The organism is Nonomuraea sp. WAC 01424 (assembly GCF_003947315.1).
GTDB classification, from domain to species: Bacteria; Actinomycetota; Actinomycetes; order Streptosporangiales; family Streptosporangiaceae; genus Nonomuraea; species Nonomuraea spiralis.
The window spans coordinates 1-18622 of the sequence record NZ_QHHZ01000011.1 but is presented as its reverse complement, the minus strand read 5'-3'; the positions used below and the strand labels follow the sequence as shown (position 1 = coordinate 18622).

Below are 18622 nucleotides of genomic sequence, written 5' to 3'. Positions count from 1 at the left end.
GGGACTTCGGCTGTCGTACGAGCATGTCCCCCGGCCCCGCCCCGGGTCGTCCGGCGCTCGGCGGCCCTTCGCGCTGCCGCCGGCGCCGCAGCCGGCTACCGCGGACGTCGTAGGAGCAGCGGGGATACCGCGTCCGCGGTAGCCGGAGGATCATCCCCGCGCGGGAGCGACCCGGGGCGCGCGCCGGGCTAGGGTGCGCGCATGAGAACAGGATGGTCAGGTGTCCCGCCCGCCGCCGCCGACTGGGTGATCGCCACCGGGGTGGCCGCGGCGCTGCTGGTCACCGGCCTTTCCGGCGGGGGCGCCACGACGTACCTCGACCTGCTCGGCCGCGCGCTGCTGGCGGGCGGCGGGCTGGCGCTGGCCGCGCGCCGCCGGGCCCCGGTCGCCGTCCTGGCCGTCACCGGCCTGTGCGCCGTGGCCTATCAGGCGGCCGGTTTCGACGTCCCGGCGGTCGCGTACCTGTTCGCCGTGTACGCGGCCGTACGCGCGGGCAGGCCCGTCGTCACCGTCGTGACCAGCGTGCTCGTGCTGGCCCTGCTCCCCCTCGCGGCGCTGGCCTCGGGCCTGCACGACACCGGCGAGGCGTTCGCCCAGGCCAGGGGCGCCCTTGAGCTGGCCTGGCTGGTCGCGGCCGGCGCCGCGGGCGAGGCGCTGCGGCAGGCCGAACGGCGGGCCGAGGAAGCCGAGCGCACCCGCGAGGAGACCGCCCGTCGGCGGGCCGAGGAGGAACGGGTGCGCATCGCCCGTGAGCTGCACGACTCGCTCACCCACCAGATCTCGATCATCAAGGTGCAGGCCGAGGTCGCCGTGCACGTGGCACGCAAACGCGGCGAACAGGTGCCCGACGCCCTGCTGGCCATCCAGGAGGCCGGGCGTGAGGCGACCCGGGAGCTGCGCGCGACCCTGGAGGCGTTGCGCGAGGACGACCCGAGCCCGCCGAGAGGGCTCGACCAGGTCCCGGAGCTGGTCGAACGCGCTCGGGCGACCGGCCTGTCCGCGACCCTGACGATCGAGGGGGAACGCTGGGACGTGCCCGCCGCCGTGGACCGGACCGCGTACCGGATCGTCCAGGAGTCGCTGACCAACGTCGCCCGGCACGCCGCGGCCGCGACCGCGTCGGTCCGCATCCACTACCGTCCCGGCGCCCTCGCGGTGCAGGTCGAGGACGACGGCACGGCCACGCCGGACACGGTCCCGGTGCCCGGCGTCGGCCTGCTCGGCATGCGGGAACGGGTCACCGCCCTCGGCGGCAGCCTGCGCGCGGCGCCGCGCGGCGAGGGCGGGTTCAGCGTACGGGCCGAGCTTCCCGTGGACCGGCCGTCATGATCCGGGTCCTGCTGGTCGACGATCAGCCCCTGCTCCGCAGCGGCTTCCGCGCCCTCCTCGACCTGGAGGACGACATCGAGGTGGTGGCCGAGGCCTCAGACGGGCAGGAGGGCCTGGCCCTGGTCAGGGAGCACCGGCCCGACGTCGCGCTCATCGACATCCAGATGCCGGTCGTCGACGGCATCGAGGCCACCCGGCGCATCGCCGCGGACCCTGACCTGGCCGGGGTGCACGTCGTCATCCTCACCAACTACGGCTTCGACGAGTACGTCTTCAACGCGCTGCGCGCCGGCGCGGCCGGATTCCTCGTCAAGGACATCGTCCCGGAGGACTTCCTGCACGCCGTACGCGTCGCCGCCCGGGGTGACGCGCTGCTCGCCCCGTCGATCACCCGCATGCTGATCGACCGGTACGTCACCCAGCCGCCCCGAACGGGCGCCGGCAGGGGGCTGGAGGGGCTGACCAAGCGCGAACGCGAGGCCGTCGCCCTGGTCGCCCAGGGCCTGTCCAACGAGCAGGTCGCCGACCGCATGACGATCAGCTCGCTGACCGCGAAGACGCACGTCAACCGGGCCATGGCCAAGCTGCGCGCCCGTGACCGGGCCCAGCTCGTCGTGCTCGCCTACGAGTCGGGCCTCGTCGTCCCGGGAACCCTCTGACCGGCCGAGCCCCTGACCGGGCGGCTTTGTCGTACCCGCCTGGCATGATCACCTGCCGTCAGGACCAGCACGGCGGACGGGAGTCACAGGTGACGGACAGCGGGAAGCGGGCCGAGCGGCCGGAGGATCTGAGCCGGTTCGTCGTGGAACGGCTCAACGCCGGCGACGTCGAGGGCCTGGTGGCTCTCTACGAGCCCGGCGCGGTGCTCGCCCTGCCGGACGGCGGGGTCGCCACGGGCAGCGACGAGATCCGCCGGGCCTACACTCACCTGGTCGCCGACAGGCCCGCCTTCACCCCCGGACGGCAGCAGCCCACCCTGCGCAACGGCGACCTCGCCCTCACCTCGGTCCGCCTGCCCGACGGCGGCGTCACCGTCGAGGTGGCCCGCCGCCAGCCCGACGGCACGTGGTTGTGGGCGATCGACCAGCCCAGGATCCCGGAGTAGGGCGACTTCCCGGAGATTTCCGAGGTTCGTACGAAATGGTGGGCCATCTCTCGCCATGTAAGGAGATGTCCATTGGTTTCGTACTGACAAGGAGATCAACCATGGGAGTCGCCCGTGGATGACGACGACGGGGCGGCCAGGTTCGAGGCCGTCTACCGGGAGACATTCGACCAGATCGCCGCCTACGCCGCGCGCCGTTGCGACTCCCCGCAGGACGCGGCCGACGTCGTCGCGGAGACCTACGCCATCGCCTGGCGCCGGGTGGCCGACCTGCCGCCCGGACAGGAGGCCAAGCTCTGGCTGTACGGCGTGGCGCGCAAGGTGCTGGCCGACCACCGCCGCAGCACGGCCCGGCAGCGGCTGAGCAGCGTCGAGCTGGACGCCGAGCTCGCCGACCTGTACGGCGACCACAGCGGCAGCAGCGTCGAGCTCAACGTGATCGGCGCGGTGTTCCGCGGCCTGTCCGACGACGACCGCGAGCTGCTGTCACTGGTCGCCTGGGAGGGCCTGGGCCGCGACGAGATCGCCGCGATGCTGGGCCTGTCCCGCAACGCCGTACGCATCAGGCTCTACCGCGCCCGCAGGCGCTTCTCGCGCGCGCTCGACGAGGCCGGTGTCCTGTTCACCACAGCAAGCCGGATGATCCCGGCGGGGAGGTCGTCGTGAGGAACACCGATGAGATCAACGAGCTGCTGAGGCCGCTGTCGCGGGTGCGGCCCGGCAGGCCGGACAGCCACGCGGCGGGCACGGGGGCACGCGCGTTGCTGACCTCGATCAGGTCCGAAGAGCCCGGTGGGCCCGCCCGGACGATCACCCGGACGCCCGCCGCCAGGCGCCCGCCCCGGCGTCTCGCGCTGGGCCTGGTTGCCGCGTCCGTGCTCGCCGCGGGCTTCGTGGTGGGCCCGAGCCTGCTGGAGGACGGCCGCGGCGTGGCGGCGTCCTACGCCAACTCCGCCATGGAGATCCGCAGGGAAGGCGACCAGTACGTCGCCCGCATCAAGGACCCGTTCGCCGAGCACGGCGCGTACACACAGGCCTTCCACGCGGTCGGCCTGAACGTCAGCCTGCGCCCGGTGCCCGTCTCGCCGGGCGGCGTGGGGAAGATCCTCGGCGCGATCATCACGGGCGGGAAGTCCTCCGGCCCCGACCCGACGACCGAGCCTGACCCCTCCGGTCCCCGCTTCGACGGCGTCCCGCTCTCGATGGGGACGACCCCGAAGGACTGCCGACCGGGGCAGGACGCCGGATGCGTCATGGTCATGCGCATCCCCGCCGCGTTCACCGGCCAGGTCGACGTCAGGCTGGGACGCCAGGCGAGGCCGGGCGAGGAGTACACGAACTTCGACTCGGCCATGGCGCCCGGGGAGATGTTCGACGGGGTCCGGCTGCGGAACGGCCGCCCCGTGGCCGACGTGCTGGCCGAGGCGCGCAGGCGCGGCCTGTCGGCGACGTTCAGCCTCGTCCGCGTCGACGCGGCGACGGGCGGCCTGTCCTTCGAGCCGCTGCCCGACGGCCGGGTCCGCCCGGACTGGACGGTCTGGAACGCCTGGCAGGTGAAGGCCGGCGTGATCCGGCTGCTCGTCACCTCCGAGCGGCTGCCCGAGAACCCGTTCTACAACGGCAGCGCGCCCCCGCCCGCCTCCTGATCACGTGCCCCTGGCCGGTGGGCTGGAAAGCCCCCGGCCCGGGGATCACGATCACTACGATGGCCGGATGGCAGGCGGGGGGAAGTGGCGTACCTGGCCGTTATGGCTGTCTACCGTGCTCGCGCCGGTCGCGGTGTCGGTCGCCGCCAACCAGGTGCTCAACGACGGTGTGTGGAGCGGCCCCTGGCTGGCCGGCACCATCGTGGCGGCGGTGGCCGCCGGGCTGGTCGCCGAACGGGCGGCGCGGGTGGCCGCCCCCGCCTCCGGGACCGTCGCCGAGACGATGCGGGAGCTCGCCCGGCTGGTCCACGACCGGTGGAGCGAGGAGGTGGTGACCCGTTCCCTGGGCGATCCGCGCATCCCGGTCTCCTGGCACATGACCCGCCGGGCCAGGCTCATGGACCATCCCCACCTGATCGCCGACCGCGAGCCGGCGGTGTCGGGCCGTTCCGACGACGTCGCCGCGCTCGCCGTCGCCTTCCGCTCGCTGCGCCGCCGCCGTCTGGTCATCACCGGAGGTCCGGGTACGGGCAAGACCACCCTGGCCATCCTGCTGACGCTGGAGCTGATCCGTACGCGGGCCGACGACGACCCGGTCCCGGTGCTCCTGCCCGTCGCCGACTGGGACATCGACGCCCACCCCCGGTTCCAGGACTGGGTGGCCGAGCGCGTGCGCACCGACTACGCCGCCCTGCGCCCGCCGGGCGGCCGGCGGGACGGCGCCGACGTCCTGGCCGCCCGCGGCTCGATCCTGGCGGTACTCGACGGCCTCGACGAACTGCCCGAACCCGCCCGTGCCAAGGTGATCGAGAAGTTGTCCGGCACACTCACGGAACGCGACCAGGTGATCATCACCTCGCGCACCACCGAGTACGGCGACGCGGTCACCGCCGCACGGCGTCCGCTCAGGGCCGCCGCCGTCATCGCGCCCAAGGCGCTGCGCCCCGACGTCGTGGCGGACTACCTGGGCGACTGGGTGTCCGCGCACTCCCCCGCCTGGACCGAGGTCCTCCGCGCCCTCAGGAGCGGCGCCGCGCCGGCCCTGGCCGAGGTGACCTCCACCGCCCTGGGCCTGTGGCTGGTACGGGCCGTCCACATCGACCGGCCGGACGCCGACCCGGCCCCGCTGGCGGCCGAGTACGCCCACGACGCGCGGGCCCTGCGCGTCCACCTGCTCGACAACCTGCTCCCCGCGCTGCTGCACGCGCACGGCACGATCCGGCAGGCCACCTGGGACCCGGCCGCCGTCACCGCGTGGACGCACCGGCTGGCCCGCCTCCCGTCCGGGCCCGGCGGGCCCGACCTGGCCTGGTGGCGGCTGACCGACCAGGCGCTGCCCGCCTCCCGGACGCCGCGGGCGCTGGCCCGTACCTGGATCGGCTGGTTGAGCGGCCTGGTGTTCGCCGTTCCCGCCGCGCTGACCGCCATGCTGACCTACGGGCCGGTCTTCGGCGCGGCTTTCGGCCTCTGCTTCGGCCTGTCCGCCGCGCAGGCCGTCCGCACGCCCGACTTCGCCCCCCTGCGCGTACGCCGGCGGCTGCGGGACTTCACCCGCGGCCTGCTGTCCGACGTGCCGACGATCCTGCTGGTCCTGCCGTTCGGCCTCGGTCTGCCGGCGGTGATCTACTCCACGTGGGCGGACGGCTGGCGGGCGGGCGCCGCCGGGCTGCTGGCGGGGCTCGGCCTCGGCTGGGTGGGCCTGCGGGTGCTGCGGCAGCAGGACGGCGCTCCCGGCCCGGCGGACGAGAACCGGCTCCCGCCGTTCACCGCCGCGCTCACCCCGCAGTCCACCTGGCGGGTCAACCGCGGCCTGGTGGGCCTGCAGTTGATGAACGCGCTGCTCCTCGGGGCGATCGTCGGCTTCGCCGTCGACTTCATGAACGAGGTGTCCGTCGTGGCGTTCCATCCGTCCCCGTCCGTGGACGCCGGGATGGGGATCGTCTTCGGCGTGTCGTTCGGCCTGGTGAACAAGCGGCAGCACATGTGGCTGACGTCCGCCGTCGCCCTGGTGCACCTCGGGCCGGCGCGCAGGCTGCCGTTCCGCCTGATGCGCTTCCTGGACGAGCTGCACCGGCTGGGCGTCCTGCGGACCGTGGGGCCGTTCTACCAGTTCCGCCACGCCGAGCTGCGGGATCACCTGGCCGCTACGGAGAGTGCCGAGTAAGTCACATATGGCTACGGGGAGCCTGGGGTCCCCGGCGGCCCGGTGATACGAACGGGTGGGATCACTGCGGCCCGGGGGTGCGCGATGGTAATCGGCCCGGAAGAGGCCGGCGGCTCGACCGGCGGCTGTGGTCATGCGGGTGGGATCGAGGCCGTGCCCGGCCGCGGAGTGCTGCACGGCGCCTTCGCGGTGGTGGAGGAGCTGGCCCGGGTCGAGGAGGCGGGGCTGACGCAGCTCGCCCTGGCCACCGGCCTGCCCAAGGCGACCGCCCATCGGCTGCTCGTCCGGCTCACCGACCTGGGCGTGGTGCACCGCGAGCATGGCGGCCGCTACCGCATCGGCACGCGCATGTTCCGCTGGGGTCAGCGCTGGACGCCGGCCCAGGTGCTGAGCACGGCCGCCGTACAACCGCTGCGGCGGCTGGCCGCCGCCGGGTGCAGCGCGACCATCGTGGTCCGGGACGGCGGCGACGTCATCGTCGTGGCGGGCATCGGCGACCCGGCCGTGGAGGAGGTCTTCCGGATGCGTCCGGGGGTCGTGCTGCCGGCGGCCAGCGCCGCCGAGGTCGTGTTGTCGGTGGGCGACCCGGCGGCCCTCCGTCCCGATCCGGGCTGGAGCCTGCCGGAGGGGCACTCCCGGGCCGAGTGGGCGCGGCGGATCGCTGAGGCCCGCGAGCGGCGGCTCGCCTTCGACTTCGAGGCCGCCCTGCCGCCCCTGGGCTGCGTGGCCGCGCCGGTACGCGCGCCGACGGGAGCCGTGGTGGCCGCGGCGGCCGTCGTGGTGGTCGGCACGGAACGGCTGCCCCTGCTGGCCGACGCCGTACGCGACACCGCGGCGTGCATCAGCGCCAACCTGGCCCGCGTGCCGGGCGCCGGCCGGGCCCTGAGCCTGCTGGCCGAGCCCTGACCTGCCGGCCCGCGTACGGACCCCGGGCCGGCAGCCGCGCCGCGTCCGGTCAGCCGTCGAAGTCGATGACCAGCCTGCCGAGGCCGGCGCGCAGCGGCGCGCTGTCCACGTGGGCCAGCCGCTCCCCCACCGGGACGGGCTGGGCCGCGCCGCCCACCACCACGCTCTCGTCGGCCGTGCCCGGGTCGGTGCGGTAGCGCTCCCGCTCCTCCACCAGGAGCCGGTACTGCCAGACGATGTCCATCCCGGCCGGCGGGATCACCGCGGACCACTCGAACCCGCCCGGGGCCGCGCCGCAGGTCAGCTCGGTCGTGACCGGGGTGTCCGCCCAGTCGAGCTCCTCGTCGCTGGTGAAGGGACGCCGCTGGACGGTCGCGGTGACGCGGTGGCTCGCCGCGACCCCGGGCAACCCGGGACCGGCCTGCGCGCCGAACTCGGTGGCGGCGGCGGGTCCCGAGAGCGTGACGCGCAGCCCCCCTTCCGGCGTCTCCTCGACCGCCAGCGTGCGGCGCGGCACCAGTTGCGCGAACTCGGCCTGCACGACGGGCGACAGCTCCAGCCCCGCCAGCGCGTACGGCTGGTAGCGGGCCAGGGCCAGGCGCAGGTACGGGAAGTAGGCCGAGTCCCGCCCGGCCGCCCCGAGGTCGACGTCCACGTCGGCGAACCACAATCCCTTGGCCGCGTCGTACGACGGCTCGTGGGCCACGACCGCCGCGACCAGTTCTCGGCCCTCGCCCGACTCCGCCAGCCGGAGCCCGTCGGAGGACGCGACGGGTCCGGGGAAGTTCACCGGGGCCGGCGGGGGCAGCACGGTCGTGTCCGACCAGATGGGATCGGTGCCCCACCGGGTCGCCAGATGGCCGGGCAGCGGCCCGCCCCCGGACGGCGCGGGCGGGTCGAGGACGACGGCCAGCAGCTCGTCGTCGCCGGAGGAGAACCACGGCCGGTCCAGGTAGACGCGCACGCCGGCCCCCTCGCGCACCCGTACGAACCGCCGGGCGCGGCGGTCCACCCGGCGGCTCCACCGGAACGTCGGCACCAGGTACGACGGCTTCGGCGGCTCCGGCCGCCGGGCGGCGGGCACCGGCCAGCCCAGGCCGTCCGGCCCGGCGCTCGACTCGCCGGGGCTGGTGACGAGCCCGGGGTCGGCGGTGATCGACGGGTGGAAGTACTCGCGGAACCGGGTGGTGGCGGTCGGCCGGTAGGCGACGTTGCGGTGCAGGGTGTCGCCGAAGTCGTGCCGGAGCGGGGTCGCCGAGTGCGGCAGGCGCACCTCGTCCTTGTCGGAGTACGACAGCTCGACCCGGCCGACGTGGGCGTGCTCCTTGATCCGGCGGGGGGCCGGTTCGGCGACGTCGTCGATCCAGCGGGTCCAGGTGGCGTCGACGTCGACGTGCCCGGTGCTGCGGGGGTGCGACCGCAGCGTGCCGCGCAGGTCGGCGAAGGGCTGGTCCGGCTCCCGTACGAAGCTCAGCCCGGCGAGCCCGGGCGGCGTCAGCGGACGTTCCACGGCGTGCACCAGGCTGACCTCGATGTACGGGGTGAGCAGCCAGTTCAGCCCGGCGGCGGTCTCGTCGGCGAGCAGCGCCCGCTCGGCGTCGGTCAGGTCGCGCCAGAAGTCCGAGTCGAGGAAGCGCCGCCAGACGGGGAAGAGGCCGAGGTCGGCCGCGGTGAGCCGGCAGCTCAGCCGTACGGTGGCCATCTCGGCCTTGGGCAGGTGGACGGTGAGCCGCCGGGGGAAGCTCCGCCAGCGCGGCTCCTCCTCGCCTTCCTCGATCCGCAGCGCGAACGGCCCCGCGTCCGGCCACCTCTCGTGGAAGTCGTCGTAGAACGGGACGGGATGGATCGGCGGCGCGCCGGGCAGGCCGTACAGCGTGACGCCCCTGGCCAGGACGTCGGGCAGGTACGGCAGGATCAGCTCGGCGGCGGTGTGCACGACGAACTCGCCCCGCTTCAGCCCGGCGCCGCGCGTCACGGGCAACGGGGTGAGCGGCTCGGCGTCGGCGGCGTCGTGCTTGGCGACCGCGATCTCGCCGAAGAACAGCAGGTCGCGGGTCCGGCTCGGATCGTCGGCGTGGCTGACCACGGTGTCGAGGAACGTGCCGGCCTCGCGCGCGGCCGCGGCGAAGAACCTCCTTCGCACCTCGGGCGGACGCTCGCCGCCGATGGCGTCGTCGAAGCGGCCGTGCCGTTCGGCCATCTGCAACGACGTCTTGGGCGGGGCGACGAACCGCTCGTCGAAGTGCCGGTACCGGCGGCTCAGCCCGTCCGCGGCGGGCGGGTCGTCCGTGTGGCCGGGGACGTCCTGGCGTTCCAGGGCCCACTCCCAGGCGGGCACGTCCCGGCCGGCGGCCGTGACGGTGCTGCGGATGACCAGGCACCGGCTGGACTCGCCCTCGTTGAACGGTCCGCGCTCGACGATCACCGGCGGCGGGACCGGCTCCCACCGCGAGTACGTGATCTCCTGCGACAACGCGGACGCGGGCGCCTCGGCGGCCGGTTCCAGGGCGTTGCCCGCCAGGTCCACCACGCGGGCGCGCAGCCGGTAGGCGCGGCCGTACCGCAGCGCCGGCAGCGAGCCCGGCACCGGCGTGAACTTGGTGTCGAGCGGGAAGTGCTCGTCCACCTCCGGATCGGCGACGACCGGCCGGCCGAACCGGTCGAGCGTGCGGCCGGGCAGCGGGGCGGCCAGGCTCCAGCCGTCCCAGCCGAACAGCGCCTGGTGCACGTACAGTTCGTCGGTCCGCGTCGCGTCCCGCGTGACGGCGCTGGCGCGGACGGCGCCCTCGTCGTCGGCGATCCCCTCGATCCGGTACGGCTGCTGGCCGCTCCGGCGGATGAGGTACGACCCGCGGCGGCGGCACAGGGACAACCAGCCGGTGACCGCGCCCTCGGGGCCGACGATCCCGGCGTCGACGCGGAACCCGCGGATCAGGTGCCCGGCGTGCAGCTCGGGTGGCGTCCCGCCCGTTCCCGCCTGGTGGGCGGCGTCGTCGCCGATCTGGGCGGCCAGCCAGGCGTCCCGTCCCCGGTGGAAGACGGTGAGCCCGGCGCCCTGCAACGCCGTCGTGCCGGTGCCGAGCTCCCGCGCGCTCGGCTGGCCGCTCGGGCCGGTCAGCTCGTGCATACGCTCGATCAGCGCGGTGAAGTCGGCCGCCTTGATGGCCGCGCCGTCGATGTCGGCGTCGGTGACGGTCCAGTCGGGGCCGCCGAGGCCGAGCCAGCCGCCCTGGACGGGGTGGCCCGGCGGCGACGCCGCGGTGAACCGCTCCCCCGCGACGTGCTCGAACAGCGTCCAGGGCCGTAGCACGCCGGTGTCGAACGGCGCGGGCACGCCCTCGAACGCCACCCGCAGCCGGCCGGTCGCGGTGAGCCCGGCGGGCACCGGGACCACGAGGTCGAGGACGAGCCCGAGGCGGCGGCACAACTCCGGATAGTCCGCCAGGAAGCCGCAGACACCGTGGAACTCCACGTCAGGCCGCTCCGGCCGCTCCGAACCGGCCTCCGCGCCCGCCGGGCCGCCGCTTCCGGCGGGTTTCGGCCGGTCGTAGAAGCGCAGGGCCTCGGCCAGGGCGAACCTGGTCTCGTCGTCCCGGTAGGCGTCGCTCGTCCGGTCGACGGTGGCGGGGCGGAGCTCGGCGGCCCGGTCACCGGACGTCCGGGCGTACGGCGCCGCGGCGTCACCCGCCTGGCCGATCATGCCGTCGATGGCCCGGTAGGCGGCCTGCGGATCGCCGGTGAACCTGCTCATCTCCGTGACCACCGGGATGCCCCGGACGGTTCCGGTGTACGGCTGACGCCAGGGCCGCGACGGCGGCTCGGCGCGGGCCGCGGCGCCGTTGCCGCTGCCCGGGGGCGTGAGGCGCTCGGCGACCACGACCTTGCCGATGTCGTCGTACAGCGTGGCGATCCGCTCGTGGACCAGCGCCGCGGGGAACGAACGCAGCAGCCGCACCCCCGGCGGCCCGGCCGCGTCCGCCGCGCCCGCGACAGCCACGGAACGCGACCGCACCGGCGAGGCGCCCGGGAACATCCGGCCCCACAACTCCGAGTCGGGTACGGGCGAGCGCGGGTCGGGGCGCGGGACCACCGGATCGGCGTGCCCGTCCCACACGATCCGCAGGGCCGGCAGCACGGTCTCGCGCACAGTCCGCGGCCAGTCGACGAACTCTTCGACGTCGTCCAGCCTGCCGCGCGGCGCCTCCAGCCGGGGGCCGACGGCGACGGACAGCCGCACCTCGCCCGGCCCGGCCGGCCCGGCCGGCAACACCGTCCACAGAACCTTGAACGTGCCCATGTCCGTACGCTCCGCTCGTTCGCTCACGGTCGGCCCACCTCCGCGAAGGCCGCGCAGTACTCGGTGACCGGGTCCCGTCGCACGCCGGTCACCGGATCCCGGTACGGCGCCATCATCTGGGCGAAGGTCGCCGCCGACCCGCCCTCCCTCACTCCGCTCTCCAGCACTCCGGCCGGACCGGTGCGGGACAGCGAGGAGCCGGCGCCGCCGAACCGCTTCTCGCAACTGATCTCGACGGACTCCTCGAAGAACCCGATCTCGACGGTGATCGTGATCCTGGCCCGGCCGACCGCGTCGCCGCCCTCGTACCCCAGCTCCAGGTAGAGCTCGATCGAGGCGGAGACCAGGCCGAGGACGTCCACCTCGCCGCGGGCGCGGAAGTAGCCGAACAGGACGGCCTGCCCGGTCGCGGCGTCCAGGTGGAAGTAGATCCCGGCCATCACCGACAGGCTGCCGCTCGCCACGCCGAAGTCGATGGAGGCCGCGGCCCCGAACTCCAGGCCCGCGTCCAGCGCGCGGACCCCGTCGGGCGACAACACGATCCCGAACCAGCCGCCGCCGCCGAACAGCGAGACGGTGAGCCGGAACGGCGCGTCCCGGCGGCAGAAGGCGAACCCGATCTCCAGCGGGCGGGTGCCGGCGAACGGCAGGTCCAGGTAGGCGTTCAGGGAGATGTTCTCCAGGCTGAAGACGCCGATCGCGAGGTTCGGCAGCGGCATGCCGTACCTCGCGAGGACGCCCTTCGGGGAGACGTCGAGCGTCGGCGGGTCGCTGAACCCGTCGAGCGGGATGATCCGGCGCAGCGTCTCGACGAACGACAGCGCGCCGATGAACTCGACGTCCCGGAAGGCCACCTCGACGTCGGGTTTCTCGCCGGCCCGCACGGTGAACCTGATCCGCCGGAAGTCCAGCCGCATCGCCTCCAGCACGCCCGGCAGCAGCACCAGGTCGAACTCCTCCAGCGTGCAGGTCACGTCGGCGGCCGGGCGCACGTCCGGACGCAGCCCGGCGCGCAGGTCGACGACCACGGAGAAGCGGCCCTCGCGCGCCGGGTCGCCGTGGCCGTCGTGCGGCACGAAGATCGGCGGGTCGCCCTCCCGCAGCGACCAGGGCTGGATGTCGGGCGTCCACTCCAGGCGGGCGGCGACGGACTCCGGCAGCCGGATCCCGGCCTTGGCGGCCTCGATCGCCTGCCGCAGCGGCAGCACCCCGGCGGGCGCGTTCTCCCAGATGGCGATGGCCTGCCGCAGGTGGTCCAGCAGCGCGACGACCGCGTGGTCGACGTCGGCGGGGAGCCCTGCGCCGAGCGCGTCCAGAGCGGCGCTGAAGTCGCGGAAGGCCGCGTCCACCTGGCCGAGGTCGGCCGTGCCCGCGATGAACGCCTCGACGGTCCGTACGAGTGTCAGCGCGGTGGTACGTACCCGTTCGGCCGCGGCGGCGACGGCCGGGAAGCGGGCGGCGACGCCGGTGAGCTGGCGTTCGACGCGGCGCAGGTCGGCCAGGAAGCCGGTGGCGGCGTTGACGGTCTGGGTGACGAACCGCGGCGCCTTCAGCTCCTTGTCCAGTCCGGCCGCCTTGACCAGGGCGGACAGCGGGATGACGCCGAACAGCTTGGCGCCGATGGCGTCGAAGAAGTCCGAGGGGCGGAAGGTGCCGTCGGCCACCGTGGCGAGCGGGTCGCCCGCGTCGGCGGCGGGCGGCGTCCTGGCGGCGCTGACCGGCCCGGTCAGGCGGGACAGGCCGGCCACGGTGAGCGTGGGGGCGGCGAGCCCGCCGGAGCGTTCCCGCTGGTCGTCGAAGTCCATCACCAGCGGGGACGTCCCCGCCGCCGGGATCAGCTCCAGGAACACCTCGCCGGGGTTGACGGGACCGCCGGGTTCCGTGGGCGTCCGGTCGAAGGCGGCGACCTGGTAGCGCTGGGCGTACCGGACCGGGCGGGGCCCGAGCACGCCGGTGAGCCGGCTCACGGCGGGCACCACCGCGGAGGCCCACCGCAGCACCGGGAGGAAGCCGGGGACACGCTGGTAGAACTGGTCGTCGCGGTCCGTCGGCAGGGCGGCCCCCCAAACCAGGTGGGCGGCCTCGACCGTGGTGTCGTCGGGCGCGGCGGTGGGCGCGACCGCGACGCGGGCGCCGCGCAGTGCGGCGCTGAGCCGCGCGGGCGGCGCGCCCGGGTCCACCGGTTCGGGGTCCAGGGCGTTGTACGCCTCGGCCGCCGCGACCAGGTCGGCGCCCTTGTTGAAGTTCTCGGTGAGGAACAGCAGCGGGGTGCTGAACTCGGTCTCCCGTCCGGCCAGGTCGGTCGCGCGCACCTTGAACAGGAACGGGTCCTGGTCGCGGACGGCGGGGAAGAAAGCGTACTGCCCGTCGCGCGCGGTCAGGATGTTGGCGGGCGGCGAGAGGTCGGGGGTGACGAGGGTCAGCAGCTCGACCCGCCGGAACGGGAACAGGGCGTCGAGGCGCCGGCCGGCGGCGTCCCGGCGGACCGTGCCGGGCTGGAACTCCCTGACCGGTTCGCGGCAGGTGATGAAGAGCCGCTGGGCGAGATAGGCGGGATGTTCCGGACGTTCCGGGTCGAACTTCCGCTCGGTCACCTTCACCAGGTCGGCGCGGTACCCGAAGGGGCACAGGAAGCCCGAGTAGAGCACCCGTACGTAGTGGTCGCGGCCCATGGCCGCGCGGTGCCGCCACTGGCTGATGTTCGTGATCGTCGGCCGCGGGTCCCAGCTGCCGAGGGCGTCGAGCCAGCCGCCCAGGGCGGAGAGGATCAGGTGCCCGACCTCGACCGGCACCGGCACGTACGGCTGGTGTCCCGGCTCGGTGAACAGGCCGCGGTCGCTCGTCAGGTGCACCAGCGCGGCCCGGTCGGCGGGCGTCAGCGACGTGGTCAGCGGGTCGGGCGGCGGTTCGACCGGCGTGTCGCCCGGGAAGTCCCTGGTCCACACGGCCCTGGCCCGGGTGCCGTGCACCCGCGTGTGCCACAGCTCCACCCGGCCGGCGCCGCCCGTGCCGGCCGGAGCCGTACGGTGGGTCCAGCGCACGTCCGGCGGCGGCGACAACAACAGCCGGTACGGCAACTCGATCGCGGTACGGGGATCGCCGGCCGGGTCGCGCAGCGGGTTCGCCGGGCCCTCCTCGCCCACCGTACGCAGCGGCAACCGGCGCATGGCCGCCAGCAGGCCCTCTGCGGTGTACGGCACCTCGTCGTCCGGCCCCACGACGAACACCAGCGTGCTGCGCCCGCCGATCCGGGAGACGACGGGCGGCGCCGGATGAGGCTGCACCGGGACGGGATCGGGCAGCCCGGTCCCCGCCGACTCGAAGAACGCCTGCTCCACGACGTGCTGCGCGGGGAACGTGACGACGATCAGCCCCTCGCGTTCCGGCACGGTCCGGACCAGGACGCGGCGCGCCGCCGGACGCCGGAACGACAGGCCGGCGAATCCGAAGCGCAGGTCCGCCAGGTCCGCGACACGGACCAGACGGACCTGCTCCGGCTCCTCCCGGGGAGCGGTCACAGCTTCACCACCCTTTACCGCTCAGCCCACGAAGGGGGACTCGAAGGAGAACTGCTCCCGCCTGGCCAGGTCGGTGACCTGGACGGAGCCCAGGACACGGTCGAACTGGAAGGGGTTGTTGTCGGGCACGCTGCGGGTGCCGCAGAACGCCGTCTGCCCGTTCTGCAGAGAGATGTTGACGCAGCGGGCGTCCGCCGGGAGGGACTCGATGAGGGCGGTCAGTCTCTCGACCTCCACCGCGAAGCCGGTGCCGTTGAAGACCTCCGTCTGGGCCTGCTTCCAGGGGGCGCCGGTCCCCCAGATGCAGGCTCGGGCCGACAGGCCGCGGAAGACGAGGCTGGGCACCCAGTTTCCGCAGGTGGGGTCGGCCGCGGCCCGGGCGCTGCCGGTGCCGGTCAGGGCCGGTGTCAGCACGGTCGCCGCCGCCACCGCCGTCGCGATGAGGGCCCGGGACAGGGCCCTCGCCGATCTGTTGCTCATGCTGCTCGACCTTTCACGCACGCGATCGATCGCTCAATGTGATCGATCGCTGACTGTGCGTCCATGCTGTTGGCGTGGAAAGGGACGGGCAACGTTCGGTCCACTCAGTGGACCGGCGGGCGTCCGGCGCTCCGGCGCACCCGTCCTGACCTGGCGACTCACGTCCGGGAGCGCATAGGGTTGCCCCGTGGAACAGCCGGAGCGGCCGTGAGCGCCCTCCTCGACATCCGGCGCGTCTACGTCGAGCCCGAGGCCCGCCCCCTGCCGCGCGGGCGCGAGATCCTCGGCGGCTTCCCCGGCGCCGAGATCGTCGAGGTGGAGAGCCACCACCGCATCCCCGAGCTGTACGGGGACGAGGCGAACGTGGCCTGCTGGGTGCGGATCAAGACCGAGGCGCTGGTGCTCGGCGTCAAGAAGTCGCTGACCGCCCGCCCCAACGGCCGCTCGGCCGACTTCATCGCGCCGTCCACGGCCAACGGCTGCGCGATGGCGTGCGCCTACTGCTACGTGCCGCGCCGCAAGGGTTACAGCAACCCGATCACGGTGTTCGCCAACATCGACCAGATCACCGGCTACGTACGGGACCTGGTGGAGCTCTTCCGCGGCCTGCCGAACGCCAAGGCCGGCTTCGCCACCAAGTACGTCAACCGCGACCTGCTCGGCTGGGACCCGCAGGGGCGTACACGCGTCCGCTTCAGCCTCATGCCCGCCGCCGACTCCAAGCTGCTGGACCGGCTCGGCGACACGCTGTCGGCCGAGGCCCGCGCCCAGCTCGCCGCCGAGGTGATCTTCCTCACCCACAACGACCGGCTCCACCAGGTCAACCTGGGCTGGCACCCGAAGGCGGAGGAGGTGCTCTGGCGGCCGGAGCTGCAACAGGCCAAACGGTCGGAGACGGGCGGCTGGAACGTCCGTCACCGCAACGGCCACAAGGGAGGCTACGTCGCCGCCCTCACCGGCCTGCTCGCCGCCCGGCCCCTCTTCTGCCGGATCCGCTACGCCTTCTGACCCCGGTAGGCGCGGGCGAGGCCGTCGATCAGCTCGCCGAGCGTTCGCTCGTCCGCGCCGTACGTGATGCGGACGTGGGTGGCGGGGGCGTGCATGTCGGCCCCGCGTACGGTGGCGATGCCGTTCCGCAGGAGTGCGTGGTCGATGGCGTCCGGGGTGCCGCCGAGGCGGGAGCAGTCGGCGAGCAGGAAGGCGCCGCCGGTGGGCCGTACGGGCGGGGTGAGGCCGCTCGCGGCGATGCCGTCGCACACCAGGTCGCGCTTCGCCTGGTACGCCGACAGCGCCCGGTCGAGCCAGTCGCGCGGCCCGTTGAGCGTGGCCACCGCGGCCCGCTGCGGGACCACGCCGCAGCACACCGCCTCCCACTCGAAACGCCGGTGGAGCGCGTCGATGACGGGCGGCGGCGCGAGGACGTAGCCGAGCCGCCAGCTCGCGAGCGCGTAGTACTTGCTGAGGCTGGTGACGGTGACCAGGTGCGGCCAGCGGTCGGCGAACGCCTCCACCGGGTGGTAGCGGCGGCCGTCGTAGGCGAAATGCTGCCACGAGTCGTCGGAGACGACGAGGAGCCCGTGGCGGGCGGCGAGGTCGACCACCGCGGCGAGGGTCGCGGCGTCGGGGAGGTGGCCCGTCGGGTTGTTCGGGTTGCACAGGAGCACGGCCCGGCTGCGGCTCGTGACGGCGGCCTCCAGACCGGCGAGGTCGATCGCCCAGCCGTCGCTCTCGCGGGAGGGCACGTGGACGGGCGTCGCGCCGGCCTCGCGGACGGCGCCGTCGAAGAAGTAGGTGGGGGTCGGCACGATCACCTCGTCGCCCGGCGCGAGCACCGTGCGCAGCACGAGGGAGAGCCCCTGCATGGCGCCGTGGGTGATCAGCAGGCGGCGTTCGGGGTCGACGCGCAGGCCGTGCTCGCGTTCCAGTTCGGCGGCGATCGCGGCGCGGAGTTCCGGCAGGCCGCGGGTGTCGCGGGGGTCGGGCTGGTCCATCGCCTCGGCGACGGCCCGGCGTACGTGCTCGGGCATGGGCAGGACCGGGGCGCCCACGAGCGGGAGGATCCGTACGCCGTCGCGGGCGCTGCGCTCCGCGCGGGCGCGGGTGCTCATCGCGCCCAGTGCCGGGAAGTCGCTCGCGGCGGGGAGGGCCCAGGGGTTCGAGCTGCGTCGCTGCATGAGGGAAGCATGGCAGATTGAGATATCAACAACAAGAATAAATATCTCTTATCGCTCATGCTTCGGCGAGCTGCTGTATCAACGCTGCGAATTGGTATCCTGACGCGATGTCCGATATCCATAGCGTGGTCAGCGGAACGCCGCACATCCCCGCGTTGTTGTTGGTCGGCAGGGACGAGAGCGGCCTCGACCGTACGAGTCAGGCCTATCGGGCGATCAGGCGCCAGATCATCGACCTGACGCTCCCGCCCGGCAGCAGCTTCACCGAGACGTCGCTCGCGGAGCAGTGGCGCATCAGCAAGACGCCGGTGCGCGAGGCGCTCGCGCGGCTCCGGCGCGACGGGCTCGTGACCGCGCTCCCGCGTGCCGGCTACGTCGTCAGCCCGATCACGCTCCAGGACACCGACGCCCTGTGCGCCCTGCGTACGCTGCTGTCCGGCGAGGCCGCGGCCGCCGCGGCGCGCCTCGGCGTGACCGCGCCCGCGCTCGAACGGCTCGAAGCCCTGTCCCAGGTGCCCGTCGCGCTCGCGGCGGGCGAGGTGGAACAGGAGGAGTCGCTCCAGGCCGGCATCGAGTTCGAGGGCATCATCGCGAACTTCAGTGGCAATCCCCGCCTCGGCAAGGCGATCGTCGACGTGCTCGACGAGCTGGAACGCGTGTTGCGGATGGCCGCGTTGATCGATCCCGGCATCGCGAGCCCGCCCGGCGAGCTGGGGGCCATCTTCGAGGGGCTGCGCGCGCGCGACGCGGACGCGGCCCAGGACGCGATGCGCACGCGGTGCGAGCGCGTACGCCGCGACCTGCTCCAGGTGCTGGCGAAGAGCACGTCCGTGAGCCGGGCGCACATCGAGCTGCCCATCTCGCTCCCGCCCGCCTAGATCGCTGATGTGAAATTCGGTGATCGGCTGCAGGCATGACGAAGGGCGTCCATGGTCGGTGTGTGAAGACTGACTTGGACGCCCTTCTGACCGCACTCTATGTGCATCTGGACGATCACGTGATG

Annotated in this window: 13 protein-coding genes; 9 read left to right on the top strand and 4 right to left on the bottom strand. The window is 74.0% G+C overall.

Annotated features, from left to right (window positions below; translation table 11 throughout):
- The first annotated feature begins 201 nt into the window (after positions 1-201).
- From DMB42_RS28680 to DMB42_RS28650, 7 genes are all read left to right on the top strand, one after another.
- Positions 202-1329, top strand: a complete 1128-nt coding sequence (locus DMB42_RS28680; RefSeq protein WP_125638241.1) for a sensor histidine kinase — start codon at positions 202-204, stop codon at positions 1327-1329.
- Positions 1326-1988, top strand: a complete 663-nt coding sequence (locus DMB42_RS28675; RefSeq protein ID WP_125638239.1) for a response regulator transcription factor — start codon at positions 1326-1328, stop codon at positions 1986-1988. Before DMB42_RS28680 ends, DMB42_RS28675 begins: the two co-directional genes overlap by 4 nt.
- 44 nt (positions 1989-2032) lie before the next feature.
- Positions 2033-2434, top strand: a complete 402-nt coding sequence (locus DMB42_RS28670) for a nuclear transport factor 2 family protein (protein WP_125638237.1) — start codon at positions 2033-2035, stop codon at positions 2432-2434.
- 114 nt (positions 2435-2548) lie between these two features.
- Complete coding sequence (locus tag DMB42_RS28665; RefSeq protein WP_125638235.1) at positions 2549-3100, top strand: RNA polymerase sigma factor; 552 nt, start codon at positions 2549-2551, stop codon at positions 3098-3100.
- Entirely contained in the window at positions 3097-4080 is a 984-nt protein-coding gene (locus DMB42_RS28660; RefSeq protein ID WP_125638233.1) for a hypothetical protein, read from the top strand. The genes DMB42_RS28665 and DMB42_RS28660 overlap by 4 nt, the downstream gene beginning before the upstream one ends.
- A 67-nt stretch (positions 4081-4147) precedes the next feature.
- Positions 4148-6244, top strand: a complete 2097-nt coding sequence (locus tag DMB42_RS28655; protein WP_125638231.1) for an NACHT domain-containing protein — start codon at positions 4148-4150, stop codon at positions 6242-6244.
- Between the two features lie 84 nt (positions 6245-6328).
- Positions 6329-7150, top strand: coding sequence for a helix-turn-helix domain-containing protein (locus DMB42_RS28650; protein ID WP_125638229.1), 822 nt, complete (start codon positions 6329-6331; stop codon positions 7148-7150).
- Positions 7151-7199: 49 nt separating this feature from the next.
- Here the strand turns inward: DMB42_RS28650 and DMB42_RS28645 are convergent, their stop codons facing one another.
- Genes DMB42_RS28645 through DMB42_RS28635 form a run of 3 tightly spaced genes read right to left on the bottom strand, consistent with a single transcriptional unit; the run spans position 7200 to position 15445 of the window.
- Entirely contained in the window at positions 7200-11474 is a 4275-nt protein-coding gene (locus tag DMB42_RS28645) for a hypothetical protein (protein ID WP_125638227.1), read from the bottom strand.
- Positions 11471-14965, bottom strand: a complete 3495-nt coding sequence (locus DMB42_RS28640) for a hypothetical protein (protein WP_125638225.1) — start codon at positions 14963-14965, stop codon at positions 11471-11473. Before DMB42_RS28640 ends, DMB42_RS28645 begins: the two co-directional genes overlap by 4 nt.
- 21 nt (positions 14966-14986) lie before the next feature.
- Entirely contained in the window at positions 14987-15445 is a 459-nt protein-coding gene (locus DMB42_RS28635) for a hypothetical protein (protein ID WP_125638223.1), read from the bottom strand.
- A gap of 207 nt (positions 15446-15652) precedes the next feature.
- On the opposite strand from DMB42_RS28635, the gene DMB42_RS28630 reads away from it, so the two are divergent.
- A complete protein-coding gene (locus DMB42_RS28630) occupies positions 15653-16453 on the top strand; it encodes a spore photoproduct lyase family protein (protein ID WP_125638221.1) in 801 nt (266 codons plus the stop codon).
- Here DMB42_RS28630 and DMB42_RS28625 read toward each other — a convergent pair.
- Positions 16441-17619 carry a pyridoxal phosphate-dependent aminotransferase gene (locus DMB42_RS28625; protein WP_125638219.1) on the bottom strand — a complete coding sequence of 393 codons (1179 nt, stop codon included), beginning with the start codon at positions 17617-17619 and terminating at the stop codon, positions 16441-16443. The two genes, DMB42_RS28630 and DMB42_RS28625, sit on opposite strands and share 13 nt — an antisense overlap.
- Before the next feature lie 107 nt (positions 17620-17726).
- On the opposite strand from DMB42_RS28625, the gene DMB42_RS28620 reads away from it, so the two are divergent.
- Positions 17727-18497, top strand: a complete 771-nt coding sequence (locus DMB42_RS28620) for a GntR family transcriptional regulator (RefSeq protein ID WP_125638217.1) — start codon at positions 17727-17729, stop codon at positions 18495-18497.
- Positions 18498-18622 lie beyond the last annotated feature (125 nt).